Source organism: Silanimonas sp. (assembly GCF_027531545.1).
In the GTDB taxonomy this organism is placed as follows: Bacteria; Pseudomonadota; Gammaproteobacteria; order Xanthomonadales; family Xanthomonadaceae; genus Silanimonas.
In genome coordinates this window covers 101,845-116,887 of sequence record NZ_JAPZSC010000006.1, presented here as the reverse complement: position 1 = coordinate 116,887, position 15,043 = coordinate 101,845, and the positions used below count along the sequence as shown (strand labels likewise).

Annotated in this window: 14 protein-coding genes; 4 read left to right on the top strand and 10 right to left on the bottom strand. The window is 68.5% G+C overall.

Annotation, left to right across the window (positions count from 1 at the left end):
* Positions 1–55: 55 nt before the first annotated feature.
* The 4 genes from O9280_RS04845 to ndk are packed head-to-tail and all read right to left on the bottom strand — an operon-like array spanning position 56 to position 3,359.
* Complete coding sequence (locus O9280_RS04845) at positions 56–973, bottom strand: RodZ domain-containing protein (protein ID WP_298339516.1); 918 nt, start codon at positions 971–973, stop codon at positions 56–58.
* Positions 970–1,752, bottom strand: coding sequence for a type IV pilus biogenesis/stability protein PilW (pilW, locus tag O9280_RS04840; RefSeq protein WP_298339513.1), 783 nt, complete (start codon positions 1,750–1,752; stop codon positions 970–972). Before pilW ends, O9280_RS04845 begins: the two co-directional genes overlap by 4 nt.
* The gene (gene rlmN / locus O9280_RS04835; protein ID WP_298339510.1) at positions 1,739–2,926 is read right to left on the bottom strand and encodes a 23S rRNA (adenine(2503)-C(2))-methyltransferase RlmN; all 1,188 of its coding nucleotides are present in this window, start codon (positions 2,924–2,926) and stop codon (positions 1,739–1,741) included. The genes pilW and rlmN overlap by 14 nt, the downstream gene beginning before the upstream one ends.
* A 7-nt stretch (positions 2,927–2,933) precedes the next feature.
* Positions 2,934–3,359 (bottom strand): nucleoside-diphosphate kinase, encoded by a 426-nt coding sequence (gene ndk, locus O9280_RS04830; protein WP_297866271.1) that lies wholly within the window; start codon positions 3,357–3,359, stop codon positions 2,934–2,936.
* A gap of 248 nt (positions 3,360–3,607) precedes the next feature.
* Here ndk and O9280_RS04825 point away from each other — a divergent pair, with 248 nt between their 5' ends.
* The 3 genes from O9280_RS04825 to O9280_RS04815 all read left to right on the top strand — a co-directional run bounded on the left by O9280_RS04825 (position 3,608) and on the right by O9280_RS04815 (position 7,973).
* Entirely contained in the window at positions 3,608–4,231 is a 624-nt protein-coding gene (locus O9280_RS04825) for a TetR/AcrR family transcriptional regulator (RefSeq protein WP_297866272.1), read from the top strand.
* 121 nt (positions 4,232–4,352) lie between these two features.
* The gene (locus O9280_RS04820; RefSeq protein WP_298339507.1) at positions 4,353–6,722 is read left to right on the top strand and encodes a 3-hydroxyacyl-CoA dehydrogenase/enoyl-CoA hydratase family protein; all 2,370 of its coding nucleotides are present in this window, start codon (positions 4,353–4,355) and stop codon (positions 6,720–6,722) included.
* A gap of 54 nt (positions 6,723–6,776) precedes the next feature.
* Positions 6,777–7,973, top strand: a complete 1,197-nt coding sequence (locus tag O9280_RS04815) for an acetyl-CoA C-acyltransferase (RefSeq protein ID WP_298339505.1) — start codon at positions 6,777–6,779, stop codon at positions 7,971–7,973.
* A gap of 51 nt (positions 7,974–8,024) precedes the next feature.
* Here the strand turns inward: O9280_RS04815 and O9280_RS04810 are convergent, their stop codons facing one another.
* Positions 8,025–9,329 (bottom strand): FAD-binding oxidoreductase, encoded by a 1,305-nt coding sequence (locus O9280_RS04810; RefSeq protein WP_298339502.1) that lies wholly within the window; start codon positions 9,327–9,329, stop codon positions 8,025–8,027.
* A gap of 91 nt (positions 9,330–9,420) precedes the next feature.
* Between O9280_RS04810 and O9280_RS04805 the strand changes: the two genes are divergently transcribed.
* The gene (locus O9280_RS04805) at positions 9,421–9,783 is read left to right on the top strand and encodes a hypothetical protein (RefSeq protein WP_298339499.1); all 363 of its coding nucleotides are present in this window, start codon (positions 9,421–9,423) and stop codon (positions 9,781–9,783) included.
* Between the two features lie 9 nt (positions 9,784–9,792).
* On the opposite strand, the gene galU is transcribed toward O9280_RS04805, so the two are convergent.
* Genes galU through O9280_RS04780 form a run of 5 tightly spaced genes read right to left on the bottom strand, consistent with a single transcriptional unit; the run spans position 9,793 to position 15,013 of the window.
* A complete protein-coding gene (gene galU, locus O9280_RS04800) occupies positions 9,793–10,674 on the bottom strand; it encodes a UTP--glucose-1-phosphate uridylyltransferase GalU (RefSeq protein WP_298339496.1) in 882 nt (293 codons plus the stop codon).
* Positions 10,671–12,575, bottom strand: a complete 1,905-nt coding sequence (locus tag O9280_RS04795) for a nucleoside-diphosphate sugar epimerase/dehydratase (protein WP_298339493.1) — start codon at positions 12,573–12,575, stop codon at positions 10,671–10,673. The genes galU and O9280_RS04795 overlap by 4 nt, the downstream gene beginning before the upstream one ends.
* Positions 12,572–13,597: a glycosyltransferase family 4 protein gene (locus O9280_RS04790; RefSeq protein WP_298339490.1), complete on the bottom strand. Its 1,026-nt coding sequence runs from the start codon at positions 13,595–13,597 to the stop codon at positions 12,572–12,574. The genes O9280_RS04795 and O9280_RS04790 overlap by 4 nt, the downstream gene beginning before the upstream one ends.
* Positions 13,598–13,604: 7 nt before the next feature.
* On the bottom strand, positions 13,605–14,777 hold the full coding sequence (lapB, locus tag O9280_RS04785; protein WP_297866280.1) for a lipopolysaccharide assembly protein LapB: 1,173 nt from the start codon (positions 14,775–14,777) through the stop codon (positions 13,605–13,607).
* Positions 14,774–15,013 (bottom strand): lipopolysaccharide assembly protein LapA domain-containing protein, encoded by a 240-nt coding sequence (locus O9280_RS04780; RefSeq protein WP_298339486.1) that lies wholly within the window; start codon positions 15,011–15,013, stop codon positions 14,774–14,776. The genes lapB and O9280_RS04780 overlap by 4 nt, the downstream gene beginning before the upstream one ends.
* Positions 15,014–15,043: the final 30 nt, after the last annotated feature.

Below are 15,043 nucleotides of genomic sequence, written 5' to 3'. Positions count from 1 at the left end.
GCCGTCACCGCGGCAACCGCGGCTTGTCAGGGGATGGGGCGAGGCCCCCGCGGCTTCAACGCGCGACGGCCTCGATCGAGCCGTCGGAGGATAGCGCAAAGCGGGCGACGTTCGCCGCGCGCACCGCGTCGAGGTTCACGCGCGAGCCATTCAGCACGACTTCCGTCGCCTCGACATTGCCGATGGTGACGCGGCCGATGTCGGCGGCGGCAAAGCGGCGCGCCTCCCCGTCACGGGCGAGTGCACGCTCGACCACGCCGCCGTCGCGCCCGAAGACCTCGATCCAGCTGTCACCGGTGAAACGCAGCTCGAGCTGCGGCGCCGAAGGCAGCACGCCAGCGAGGCTGGCGGACACCGGGGTCGGGCCGGACGACGCGGACGGGGATTCGACGGGCAGGTCGGTTGGCGCCAAAGCGGCGACCGCCTCGGTGCCGGGGATACCGACCGGAACGGCGGCGTCGCCATCATCGGCGAGGGCCGATTCAGCCGTCGTGGACGGCGCTGCCATGGCGGGAGACGGCACCGCCGCCCTCGGGGCCGGCGCAACGATTTCGGCGGGCACCGGATCGAGAGGGCGGTACTCGGCCGGACCGGAGGCGGTCCGCGACAGCGCGAGGTACACGAGCGGCAGCACGAGCAGGCTGCCGCCGACATAGGCCGCGTTGCGCATCGACACGTCGGCGATGCGGCCCATGCGGGACACGGAGATCTGCGGACGAAGGACCGGCGCTTCGACGCACTGGACGACCTCGTCGAGATCGACGCTCACGCCCAAGCGGCTGGCATAGCGGCCGACCAGATGACGGGCGAACACGGGCGCGCCAAGACGCGCCCAGTCGCCGCGCTCGATGCCCTCGAGCACCGCTCGGGGGTTCTTGAGCTCGCGCGCCAGCGCTTCGATCTCGAGGCCTTGCTGGAGGCGCGCGGCCTTGAGGCGCGCGGCGATGCCGTGGTTCTGGTCCGAAGTGCTCACTGTTTCGAACTACCCGTGTCGGAGGGGGGCGAGCTGGCTTCGACCTCGGCGGCGAGGGTGGCCAACTGGTTGCGGTAACGCGCCGCGGCACGGGCATCGCCCGCGGCGGTTTCGATCTCGATGGCCAAGGCCAACTCCGGCGCCGTGAGCGGAGCCACGGCTTCGCGGCGCTGGAGAAAGGCGCGCGCCTTCAGGGCATCGCCACGGCGATGTTCGAGCCGCGCCATGCCCGAGAGCGCCTGCGCCTGCTGGGGCGCCAGCGTGAGAGCGGCCCGGAAATTGAACTCGGCCTGCTCGTCGCGCCCGGCTTCGGAGGCACAACTGCCCGCGTTGGCCAAGGCTTGCGTGGGCTGCCGGTAGGACTCATCGGCGATGGCATCACTGAACGCCTTGAGGGCCTCGTCGGTGCGGCCGGCCCGGCACAGCCAGGCGCCATAGGCGTTCAGCACGGGGCCGCTCGCAGGCGAAAGCCGCAGGGCCTGCTTGTAGTCGTCACCCGCTTCGAGGCCCCGTCCGAGCGCCTCCAAGGCGGTACCGCGCATCACCCGCGCCTGTGCGCTGCGCGAATCCGCCTTCACCGCGAGTTCGGCCTCGACCAGCGCGCCTGCGGCATCGCCGCGCTCCAGCAAGGCCTGCGCGGCATTGATCGAGCGCTGGGCGATCGGCGAAGTGTGGTGAGGGGTGTCGCGATCCGCAGGACGCGGCGCGGGCGCGGAAGCGCAACCCGCCAGGACGAGGGCGGCCAGCAGCAGATGCAGGAGGCGATCAGGCCGCCGCATCCGCGCTGCCCTCGAGCTTGCGGCGGAATTCGGCCTGTCGGCGCGTCTTGTCCATCACCTGCCCCTTCAGCTGGCCGCAGGCGGCATCGATGTCATCGCCGCGGGTGCGGCGCACCATCGTCAGGATGCCGGCATCGAGCAGCTTCTTCTGGAAGGCACGGATCTCCGTTTCGCCGCTGCGCTCGAAGCGCGTGCCGGGAAACGGATTGAACGGAATCAGGTTCACCTTCGCGGCATGGCCGTCCTGCGCCTGGCGGCAGAACTGGCGCATCAGCGCCGCGAGTTCGCGGGCATGTTCGGGCTGGTCGTTCACGCCCTTCATGAGCGTGTACTCGAAGGTGATCGAATCGATCTTGGTGGATCGCACGTAGCGAAGGCAGGCGGCCATCAGCTCGGCGATCGGGTACTTCTTGTTCAGCGGGACGAGCTGTGTGCGCAGTTCGTCGTTGGCCGCGTGCAGCGAGACGGCCAAGGCCACGTCGCAGCGCGCCGCCAGATGGTCGATCATCGGCACCATGCCGGCAGTGCTCAAGGTGACGCGCTTGCTGGCGAGGCCGAAACCGAGGTCATCGCGCATCAGGTTCATCGCGGTGACGACGTTCTCGAAATTGAGCAAGGGCTCGCCCATGCCCATCATCACGACGTTGGTGAGCTTGCGGTCCTTGTGCGGGACATTGCCCAAGTGGCGCGCCGCGACGAACACCTGACCGATGATCTCGGCGGCGGTCAGGTTGCGATTGAAGCCCTGTGTCGCGGTGGAGCAGAACTGGCAGTTCAGCCCGCAACCGACCTGGCTCGACACGCAGAGCGTTCCGCGGTTCTTGTCCGGGATCAGGACGGTCTCGACGGCATTGCCCGCATCCATGCCGAGCAGCCACTTGTGCGTGCCATCGGTGGAGGGCTTGTCGAACATCACCTTCGGCGGGCGGGCCTCGCAGCGGTCTTCCAGCTTCGTGCGCAGCGCCTTGCCGAGGTCCGTCATGCCACCAAAATCGGTGACATGGCGGTGGTAGATCCATTTCATCACCTGGTGGGCGCGGAAGCGCTTCTCGCCTAGCTCGCGCTCGAAGAAGTCCTCCGCGGCCACCCGGTCGAGGTCGAGCAGGTTGACGCGCGCCACCGACGCCGGAGGAACCGGCGGCAGCACTACGGCAGGAGCGTCAACCGTACCCATCCGTGCTTCAGCGCGCGCAGAGCTCGGTGGCGCTGAAGAAATACGCGGTCTCGATCGCGGCGTTCTCGAGGCTGTCCGAACCGTGGACGGCGTTCGCGTCGATCGACTGCGCGAAATCGGCGCGGATGGTGCCCGGCGCGGCGTCCTTCGGGTTGGTGGCGCCCATGAGATCACGGTTCTTGAGGACGGCGTTCTCGCCCTCCAGCACCTGGATCATCACCGGGCCCGAGATCATGAACTCGACCAGCGCGTTGAAGAACGGGCGCTCCTTGTGGACCGCGTAGAAGCCTTCGGCTTCCTTGCGCGAGAGGTGCTTCATCTTCGCGGCGACGATCTTCAGGCCGGCGTTCTCGAAACGCGCGTAGATCTGGCCGATCACGTTCTTCGCGACGGCGTCGGGCTTGATGATCGAAATGGTGCGCTCTACAGCCATGTTTGCAAACCTTTGTCAATAGGGAAACAGCTAAGGCGGAGAGTATAGGCAGCGAATATCAAAAAAGACAGCGGGTTACGGCACATTCCGCAGTCCGGACTGAGGGTGTGAAGACGCCCGGAACCGCGCCGCGCCCGATGCCCCCCACCCCAAGGGAGGTTCGCGATCGTCCGCTTGATTCAATCAAGCACTTGACAGCCACCCATCCGCCGCCGGAGCATCGAACAAGCGTTTGAAACGAGGCCCGCATGAGCACCACCCACTTCAACACCAAGGAACGCATCCTCGGCGCCGCCGAGGAGCTGTTTGCCATCCACGGCTTCTCCGGGACCTCGCTCCGCCAGGTCACCAGCCGCGCCGACGTGAACATCGCCGCCGTCAACTACCACTTCGGCTCGAAGGAGAACCTCGTCAACGAGGTCTTCCGCCGCCGGATGGACGACATGAGCGAAAAGCGGCTGAAGCACCTCGTCGAAGCCCGGCAGGCCCATCCGGGCAACCTCGAGGCCGTGCTCCGCGCCTTCATCGAACCCCCGCTCGCGCTCACGCTGGATCGCCAGCACGGCGGCGCGGCCTTCGTGCGTGTCCTTGCCCGAGCGTTCGCCGAGAAGAACGACGGCCTGCGCAAGTTCCTCTCGGACAACTACGGCCATGTGCTGCGCGAATTCGCCAAGGCGATCGCCGAGTGCGTGCCGGGCCTGCCCAAGGAAGACCTCTACTGGCGCCTCGACTTTGTCGCCGGTGCCCTGACCTACGCCATGGCGGATTTCGGCCTGATCAAGCGGCCGGCCGGCACCAGCGAGAAGCAGCACTGCGAAAAGGCCGCCCAGCAGCTGGTGCGGTTCGCCGCCGCCGGTCTCCGGGCCGGCTGATTCCCGATCCGCGGTCACCCGGCCCCGGGTTGACCATACGGCGGCGTATCTTTAACGTACGGCGGCGTACGCTCCAGCGTTCCACACGATTTTCCCGTTCTCCTCCCCACCGGAGTTCCTCATGTCCCAGCTTCGTATCCGCAAAGTGGCGGTGCTCGGCGCCGGCGTGATGGGCGCGCAGATCGCCGCTCATCTTGTTAATGCCGACGTTGACACGCTGCTCTTCGACCTTCCGGCCAAGGAAGGCGACAAGAACGGCATCGTCCAGAAGGCCATCGCCAACCTCGGCAAGCTCTCCCCGGCCCCGCTGGCCGCCAAGGGCAAGGCCGCCGCGATCATCCCGGCGAACTACGAGCAGCACCTCGCGCTCCTCGCCGACTGCGACCTCATCATCGAAGCGATCGCCGAGAAGATGGAGTGGAAGAAGGACCTCTACGAGAAGATCGCCCCGCACGTGGCGCCGCATGCCATCGTCGCGTCGAACACCTCGGGCCTGTCGATCAACGGCCTCGCCGACGCCATGCCGGCCGCGGTGCGCCCGCGCTTCTGCGGCGTGCACTTCTTCAACCCGCCGCGCTACATGCACCTCGCCGAGCTGATCCCGTGCAAGGGCACCGAGGCCGGCGTGCTGGAAGGCCTCGAGACCTTCCTCACGACCACGCTCGGCAAGGGCGTCGTCTACGCCAAGGACACGCCGAACTTCATCGGCAACCGCATCGGCGTGTTCTCGATCCTCGCCGGCATGCACCACACCGAGCGCCTCGGCCTCGGCTTCGACGAAGTCGACGCCGTCACCGGCCCGCTGATCGGCCGCCCGAAGTCGGCGACCTACCGGACCTGCGACGTGGTCGGCCTCGACACGATGGCGCATGTGATCAAGACCATGCGCGACACCCTGCCGGACGATCCCTGGCACGCGTATTTCAACGCGCCTGCGTGGCTGCAGGCATTGATCGCCAAGGGAGCGCTTGGCCAGAAAACCGGCGCGGGCTTCTACACCAAGAAGGGCAAGGACATCCTCGTCCTCGATCTCGCCAAGCAGGATTTCCGCCCCAGTGGCGCGGAAGCGAATCCTGAAGTGGTCGAGATCCTGAAGATCAAGAACCCGGCCGAGAAGTTCGCCAAGCTGCGCGCGCACTCGCACTCGCAGGCGCAGTTCCTCTGGTCGATCTTCCGCGACCTGTTCCACTACGCCGCCTTCCACCTGCACTCGATCGCCGACACCGCGCGTGACGTCGACTTCGCCATGCGCTGGGGCTACGGCTGGAACCTCGGCCCGTTCGAGACCTGGCAGGCCGCCGGCTGGCAGCAGGTCGCCGCGTGGATCGCCGAAGAAATCGCCGCCGGCAAGACCATGGGCACGGCCCCGCTGCCGGCTTGGGTGACCGACGGCCGCGCCGGCGTGCACGGCAAGGACGGCAGCTTCAGCCCCGCCCGCAACGCTGCCCTGCCCCGCTCGGCGCTGGCCGTGTATGGCCGCCAGCGCTTCCCGGAAACCGTCATCGGCGAGGCCTCGGCCAACCCCGGCACGACGGTGTTCGAAACCGACGCCGTGCGCCTGTGGACCGACGGCGACGGCATCGCGGTGCTGAGCTTCAAGACCAAGATGAACACCGTCGGCGACGGCGTGCTGGCTGGCGTCCTGCAGGCGATCGACATCGCCGAGAAGGACTTCCGCGGCATGGTGATCTGGCAGCCGAAGGGACCGTTCTCGGCCGGTGCCGACCTGGCCGGCGCCCTGGGCGCCCTGCAGGCCGGCAAGCTGGACGAGTTCAATGCGATGGTCGCCACCTTCCAGGCGGCCAGCCAGCGCATCAAGTACTCGCTGGTGCCGGTGGTCGCGGCCGTTCGCGGCCTCGCGCTCGGCGGCGGCTGCGAGTTCCAGATGCATTCGGCTCGTACCGTGGCCCACCTCGAGAGCTACATCGGCCTCGTCGAAGCCGGCGTCGGCCTGCTGCCCGCGGGTGGCGGCCTGAAGGAGTTCGCCGGCCGTGCCTCGGCCAAGGCGAAGAACGGCGACGTGTTCGCCGAGCTGAAGCCGCTGTTCGAAGCCGTCGCGATGGGCAAGGTCTCGGCCTCCGCCCTTGAAGCGAAGGAACTCGGCCTGCTGCGCGACAACGACATCGTCGTCTTCCACGAGCACGAGCTGCTGCACGTGGCACGCCAGACCGCGCTGGGCATGGCCGAATCCGGCTACCGCCCGCCGCTGCCGAACCGCACGATCACCGCGGCCGGCGATGTCGGCATCGCCACCTTCAAGATGATGCTGGTGAACATGCTCGAGGGCCGGATGATCAGCCCGCACGACATGGAGATCGCCACGCGCATCGCGACCGTTCTCTCCGGTGGCGAGATCGACCGCGGTGCGACCGTGGACGAGGACTGGCTGATCCGCCTTGAGCGCGAGCACTTCGTCGCGCTCGCCCAGATGCCGAAGACGCAGGAGCGCATCGCGCACATGCTGAAGACCGGCAAGCCGCTGCGGAATTGACCCTTTGTGCCGGCGGCCAAGGCCGCCGGCGCGCCCGACTTCGGAGTTTCCTCCATGAGCAAGCAAGTTCAAGACGCCTACATCGTCGCCGCCACCCGCACCCCGGTCGGCAAGGCCCCGCGCGGCTTCTTCCGCAACACCCGCCCCGACGACCTGCTGGCCCACGTGCTGAAGAGCGTCGTGGCGCAGGCCCCGGGCATCGACCTCTCGCAGATCGACGACGCGATCATCGGTTGCGCCATGCCCGAGGGCGAGCAGGGCATGAACGTGGCGCGCATCGGCGTGCTGCTGGCCGGCCTGCCGAACACCATCGCCGCGCAGACCATCAACCGCTTCTGCTCCTCCGGCCTCCAGGCCGTGGCGCTGGCGGCCGACCAGATCCGCCTCGGCAACGCCGACCTGATGCTGGCCGGCGGCACCGAGTCGATGAGCATGGTGCCGATGATGGGCAACAAGGTCGCCATGGCCCCGAGCGTGTTCGACAACGAGCACGTCGCCATCGCCTACGGCATGGGCATCACCGCCGAGAAGGTCGCCGAGGAGTGGAAGGTCAGCCGCGACGACCAGGACGCCTTCGCCGCCGAATCACACCGTCGCGCGCTCGCCGCTATCGCCGCCGGCGAGTTCAAGGCCGAGATCTCGCCCTACGCCGTGCGCGCCCGCGTGCCGGTGCTGGGCGGCAACACGGTCAAGCTGATCGAGAAGTCCGTCGACACCGATGAAGGCCCGCGCGCCGACACCTCGGTCGAGGGCCTCGCCAAGCTCAAACCGGTGTTCCGCATGGGTGGCTCGGTGACGGCGGGCAACAGCTCGCAGATGAGTGACGGCGCCGGCGCGGTGCTGCTGGCCTCGGAGAAGGCCATCAAGCAGTACGGCCTGACCCCGCTCGCCCGCTTCGTCAGCTTCTCGGTCGCCGGCGTGCGCCCGGAAGTGATGGGCATCGGCCCGATCGAGGCGATCCCGAAGGCGCTGAAGCAGGCCGGCCTCACGCAGGACCAGCTCGACTGGATCGAGCTCAACGAAGCCTTCGCCGCGCAGGCGCTGGCCGTCACCCGCACCTGCGGCCTCGACCCCTCGAAGATCAATCCGCTGGGCGGTGCGATCGCGCTGGGCCATCCGCTGGGCGCGACCGGTGCGATCCGCACCGCGACGATCGTGCACGGCCTGCGTCGCCGCAAGCAGAAGTACGGCATGGTGACGATGTGCATCGGCACCGGCATGGGCGCGGCGGGCATCTTCGAAGCGCTCTGACCCCGAGCTGATCCGAAACGAAAAGGCCCGGCATCGCCGGGCCTTTCTCGTTCAAGGGCGCGCTGCCCTACCCTCGCGCCAGTCCTTCCACGCGTCCTTGGCCTGCAGCCACCAGTAGGTAGCCTGTGCGCCGGCGAAGCCCCAGGGCTTCATCGCGGAGGCGAGGCCGTAGGGCGCATAGGCCTGCCACGTGGGATCGCCCTCAGCGATCGCCGAAGCCAACACCTCGCCCGCGACCGTGGTCGGGGCCACGCCGTGCCCACCGAAGGCCTGCGCGTGCCACAGCCCCGCATCGAGTCGGCCAATCTGCGGCATCTCGTGGCGGGCGTAGCTCATCAGGCCGGACCAGGCATGATCGATGCGCACGCCGTCGAGCTGGGGAAACACGCGCAGCACGTCGCGTCGCAACAGGCGTTCGACCTCCATCGCCTCGCGATCGCGCACCGAGATGCGCCCACCCCACAGCAGGCGCGTGTCCGGGAGCAGACGGTAGTAGTCGAAGGCGAATCGCGTGTCGTAGACGGCGGCCTGCGTCTCGAGCACTTCCGCGGCACGCGGCCCCAAGGGTTCGGTCACGATCACGTAGGTCGCGATGGGCAGCACCGAGGCATCGACCTTGGGGACCAGCCCAGCGAGGTAGCCGCCACAAGCCAGCACCACATGCTCGGCATCCACCGAACCGTCCGGCGTCTCCACGCGCCAACCGCTGCCCTTGCTTCGAAGGCCGATTGCCGGGGTGGCGTCATGGACCGCCGCACCGAGATGACGGAGCGTTCCGGCCAAACCCCGCGCGTACTTGAGCGGGTGGAAGTGAAAGGCTTGGGGCTCGAACAGGGCCGCGCTGTAGCGCTCGCTCTTCACCTGCCGCCGCAGTCGCGCGCGGTCCACCGGCTGCCAGTGCGTGTCGAAATGCGTCTCCAGCAGGCGGCGGCGACGCTCCAGCACGTCGCCGTCGCGGAACCAGTTCGCCCACAGCACGCCACCGTCGATCCGGTCGCAGTCGATGGCGTAACGCTCGGTGCGGGAACGTACGAGGGCGACGGCATCCTGGGTCCGCCGGTACGCCGCCCGTGCCGCCTCGGGGCCGAGATCAGCGAGCAGGGCGGCTTCGCCACGCGAATAGCCCGCGAAGACGAAACCGCCGTTGCGCCCGGAGGCGCCGTAGCCGACCGCCTCGGCTTCGAGCACGACGACGTCGGTGACGCCGCGCTCCACCAACCCGAGCGCGGTGTTCAGCCCAGCGTATCCGCCGCCGATGATGCAGACGCGCGCTTCCGTGGCGCCGCGGAGCGGCGCGGCCTCCAAGCCGGGCCCGGCGGTCGAGCGGTAGTAGTCGGTGGCGGTGCGTTCAAGCATGGGCGGGTAGCGCGGGAGGCGATAGCATCAGGGCTCCCCTGCATCTTTCCCGCCGACGATGTCGCCATCAAGCCCACCGGACCGGACCCGCATGATCCTCGTCGCACTCGCCGGCGCCTGCGTGGTGGTCGGCCTGATGTGGGGCCTGCGATGGGTGTTCGAGGACCGCGTGCTGGCGGGGCGCTTGAGCCCTGAAGCGTCCCTCGAGGCGATGGCGGACTTCGTGGCGATGCTCCAGGGCCTCGCCGCGATGATCGCGGCCTTGCTGGCAGCGCTACTGGCGTGGATCGCGAGGCGCACGCGCGAGACGCGCCAATGGCCCCCCTCGGGCCGATGGCCGGCTCCGCGCGCCATCGGGGACCTCGAGATCCAGCGGTACACAACGCGCCTGCACGCCGGCGCCGTGGTGTCCGGCGCCGCGGCCATCGCGGCGCTTGCCGCGGCTCTCGGCTGAGTCGCGCCGTCAGCCCTTGGCCAAGGCCTGACGCATCAGCGCCTTCGCCGCATCGCGGAGGTCGGCGTCTTCGAGCGCGTACTGAAGGGTCGCTTCGATCAGGCCGATGCGGCTACCGCAGTCGAAGCGACGGCCTTCGAAACGATAGGCCAGCGTCTTGTGCGCCTTGAGCAGGGCCGCGATGCCGTCGGTGAGCTGGATTTCCCCGCCAGCGCCCGGTTTGGTCGACTCCAGCAGATCGAAGATTTCCGGCTGGAGGACGTAGCGCCCCACCACCGCGAGGGTGCTGGGCGCCTCCTCGGGCCGCGGCTTCTCGACGATGGCGCTGATTTCGCCGTGGCTTCCGGTGAAATCACGCGTCGCGACGATGCCGTAGCTGCGCGTTTGTTCGATCGGGACGTCCTGCACCGCGATCACGCTCGCCTGTTGCTGCGTCGCAAGTTCGACAAGTTGGCGGGTCGCGCCGGCACCCCGGCTCCAGATCAGGTCGTCCGGCAGCAGCACCGCGAACGGCTGGTCGCCGACCACCGGTCGGGCACAGAGCACCGCATGGCCGAGGCCAAGGGCTTCCGCCTGGGTCACGAACACCGCCCGAACATGGCGCGGCAACACGTCGCGGATCGACGCGAGCAGTTCGGACTTCCCCGCGCGCTCGAGCTTCTGCTCGAGCTCGTAGGCCTTGTCGAAGTAGTCAGCGACAGAGTGCTTGTAGCGGTTCGTCACGAAGACGAGCGTGTCGCAGCCGGCTTCGATGGCCTCGTCGACGGCGTACTGGATCAGCGGCCGATCGACGACCGGGAGCATCTCCTTCGGCACAGTCTTGGTGGCGGGAAGGAAACGCGTGCCGAGACCGGCGACGGGGAAGACCGCACAACGGACGCGCGCACTCATGGCGTGCGGCCGCCGCGGATGACCTGCGGGCGGAACGGCCCGGTGATACGGCTCGCGGCCGTGGCGGCGAATTCGGGGATGGCTTCGGCAATCACGCGTCGGATCTCACTGTCGTCGTCGCGCTGCACGGCTTGGCGCAGCGCCTTCAGGGTAGCGTCCACCTCGGCGAGGTCGACGGGCCGTGGTTCGGCCAGGAAAATCTTCGGATGCACGGTCTGCGAGTAACTCTCGTCGGCGTGGAACAACTCCTCGTGGAGTTTTTCGCCGGGACGCAGGCCGGAGTAGCTGATGTCGATGTCTCGGTACGGCGCGAAGCCGGCCAGCCGGATCATCTGTTCGGCGAGCACGCGGATCAGCACCGGACGGCCCATATCGAGGGTGAAGATGCCCGAGGCCTCGCGCAGGGTCGTGGCCTGCAGGATCAGCTGGCAGGCCTCGGGAATCGTCATGAAATAGCGAGTGACGTCCGGGTGCGTGACCGTCACCGGCCCGCCGCGACGGATCTGCTCGCGGAACAGAGGCACGACGCTGCCTGCCGAATCGAGCACGTTGCCGAAGCGCACGGTGACTAGCCGCGTCGAGGAGCCTTCACAGCGCGCGAGGCAGGCCAGCTCCGCGAGGCGCTTGCTGGCACCCAGCATGTTGATGGCGTTGACGGCCTTGTCGGTCGAGATGAGCACGAGGGTCTTCACCGCGCCGGCGACGGCCGTCCTCGCCACCACTTCGGTCGCGAACAAGTTGTTGCGCACCGCCTCGCGCGGCTGCGCTTCGAGCAGCGGAACGTGCTTGTAGGCGGCGGCATGGAACAACTCATCGGGGCGCCACTGCTCGACGAGTCGGCGCATCAGCGCCTCGTCGCCGCAGTCGCCGAGCACGTACTCCGCCTGCAACCGGGGGAAGCGGGCACGCAGGTCGAACTGCAGCTCATGCAGCGCCAGCTCCGAGCGCTCCACCAGAACCAGTTGGCCGACGCCGACATTGGCGCACTGGCGCGCGAGCTCCGAACCGATCGACCCGCCCGCGCCGGTGATCAGCACCGAGCGACCGGCGAGGGTTTCGCGGATCGCGGCCCAGTCCGGCAGCACCGGATCACGACCGAGGAGATCCTCGATGGCGACATCCTTCAGGGCGCCGTGCATCCACTGGTCCTGAAGCACTTCCTCCGGGGCGGGCATGCGGCTGAAGCGCAGCTTCAGTCGCTCGCACTGCGCCGCGATGCGGCCCAGCTGCTCGCTCTGGTCACCCGGCAGGGCGATCGCGACGTGCGTGACCGCCGCTTCCTCCGCGATATGCGCGAGGTCCTTGATGCGGCCCAGCACCGGCAAACCGTAGATCTTGGCGCCCTGGATGCTGCCATCGTCGGCGAGGAAGCCGACCACCTGGTAGCGGTCGCTGCGCTGGAGGTCGCGTGCGAGGCTTTCCGCCGTCGGGCCGGCACCGAGGATCAGCAGGCGTTCGCGCTGTCCCGCCGCGGCGCGCAGCGCCTGGCCGTCCTTCCAGGCTCGGTAGAGCAGCCTCGGCGCCCCCAAAAGGACGGCCAAGGCCACCGGGTAGAGCACCAGCGCCACGCGCGGCACGCCTTCCGCCCGATCCCGGAACAGGAACAGCAGGATGGCGACGAGCAGGCCACCGAGCATGGTGCTGAACAGGATGTTCTTCAGGTCCGGCAGGCTGGCGAACCGCCACAGTCCCCGATACAGCCCCATGCGCCAGAACACCGTCAGCTGCACGGCGACCACGATGGCGGTTTCGACAAGGAACCCGTGCATCGGCACGCTGGAGCCGATGGACGCGTAACGCAGGGCGATCAGCGCCTGCCACGCCAGCACGACCATGAGCACGTCGTGCAACACCACGAGGACACGGCTGATCGGGAAGCGGGGTGGACGGGGGGAACTCACCACTGGCCACGCTCCTTGAGATGCGATGTGAAGTGTCGTTGCAGCCACCACCACGCGGAAACCGTGGAGAAGAAAACCAGCGCCGCGGCGATGGCTTCGAGTCCTGCCTGCTGGGCCATGACCATCCCTACCCCACTCGCCAGCATCCATGCCGCGTACGCCATCGTCACGCGGGCGTGACTGTAACCGCTGCGCGTGACGAGCTGATAGAGGTGCCGGCGGTGGGCGGACGCCAATCGTTCACCATCGCGGGCGCGCAGCACGAGGGTGCCGAGCACATCCACGAGGAAGGCCGCACTCGCCACCAGCGCCACCCCGGCGATTTCCAAACGGGGCGAGGCCAGCACCAGCACCGCCAAGCCGAAGCCGAGGGCATGGCTGCCACAGTCCCCCATGAAGGCCCGAGCCTTCGGGAAATTCAGCGGCAGGAAGCCGAGGCAGGCGGCGAGCAGACCCATCGCGACGGGGGCGACGAGCGCCGCACCGCTGCTGATCGCGACGGCGAGGACGCTGGTGCAAACCGCCACGGCGGCCCATGCGGCGATGCCGTCGATGCCGTCCATGAAGTTCCAAGCGTTCACGAACAACAGCACGACGGCCACGCCCGCCGCCGTCGCAACGACGGGCGGCAGGACAACGGGCAGCCCTTCCGGAGCCAGTGGCAGCGCGATCGCGACGGGAAGCGCCGCGAGGGTCTGGCCAGCGAACTTCCACGACGCCCGCAGCGGGCGAAGGTCATCGACCAGCCCCACCGCCGCCGCCATCAAGCCGCCGAGCAACACCGCATCGCGCGCCGTACCTAGGGGCGCCCAGAGCACCACGGCCAACGCGAAAGCGGTCGCGATGCCGATGCCCGCGCCCCGCGGCGTGGCGACGGCATGGCTGCTGCGATGTCCGGGCACATCGAGCACGCCCCGCCGAAGGGCCAGCCGACGCCAAGCCTCGGCCACCACGAAAGCGACGGCGGCCACCAGCAACAGCCGCGGCCATGCCATCAGCAAGGCCTCGAACAGCGGACTCACCGTCCCCTCACTCGATGGCCACGTGCGGCAGCGGCTTGATCGATGCCCACTGCTTGCAACTCGGGCATTGCCAATGGTGCGCACGCGCACCAAATCCGCAGCTTTGGCAGCGATAGCCCGGCGAGCGGACGATCAGTTGTTCGTTGATCTGTTGCAGGGCGACCAGCAACCCACGCGCGTCGTCGCTCTCGCTGCGCAGCGCGAGTTCGATCAGCGCCGCTTCGCCACGGATCGACGGCCGCTGCCGCAGGTGCTTGCGCAGGAACTCCAGGGCCACGCCGGCCCCCTCCTCGGTTTCGAGGCGGCGCGCCAAGGCCAGCGCCGGCGAGACGCCGCGATAACGCTCGACCATCTCCAGCAGGAAGCTCCGCGCCCGCGCCGGGTCGTCGCCCCTGTCGTAGGCCGCCAACAGCGGCGGCAACACTTCGGGGAGGAATTCGATGTCTTGCCGCGCGGCCCGCTCGTAGGCGCGGATCGCCGCGCCGTCGTTGCCTTCAGCCAATTCGATCTGTCCTTCCAGCAAGGCGGCGCGCACGCTGTTGGCGTCGGCGGCATGCGCCCGCTCGAGGTGCTGCCGGGCCAGCGCCCCATCACCCTTCAACCGCGCTTTCTCGGCGAGCTCGCATTCGAACTGGGCGATCAGCTTGCCCATCGGCTCGTGCGTGGCCTGCTCGTAGCGACGCGCGTGGTCGATGGCCTGCTGCCAGTCGCGCTCGGCCTGGTAGATCGACATCAGGTGGCGCAGGGCCTGGGGCGCCGCCGAGCCCAGCTTCACCAGGTCGGCGAACAGGGTTTCCGCGCGGTCCAGCAACCCGGCACGCATGTAGTCCTCGCCCAGCGCGAGGATCGCGCGCGTCTTCTGCTCGTCCGAAAGACCCGGGCGCGAGATCACGCTCTGGTGCAAGCGGATGGCACGGTCCACCTCGCCGCGACGGCGGAACAGCGTGCCGAGCGTGAACTGGGTTTCGAGGGTTTCCTTGTCGCGCTCGGCGATCTGCAGGAAGACCTCGATGGCCTTGTCCTGCTGCTCGTTGAGCAGGTAGTTCAGGCCGCGGAAATAGGTGGCCGACAGCTTCGAGATGCGGGCGCCACCGCGACGCTCGCTGCCACGCTGCCCGAGGTACCACCCGGCCATGCCGATCGCCGGCACCAGCAGCAGGACCCACCAGACGCTGATCATCCGGCCGACGCCTCGTCTTCGGCCGGAGCGGCCGGTGTGGACTCGCCACGCGACAGCAAGGCGGCCATGCCGCCCAGCAGGGCGCCGAGCAGCAGGACAGAGAGCAGCAGCAGACCCAGGGGCAGGGAGAACTCGATCCACAGCAGGTCGAGGTGCACGGCCTCGGCGTTCAGCGCGACGACACCAATGCCGAACGCGATGCAGAGGAAGGCCAGCAGGATGCGGATCAGACGCATGCGACCACGCCGTTGCGGAGGGATCGCGGG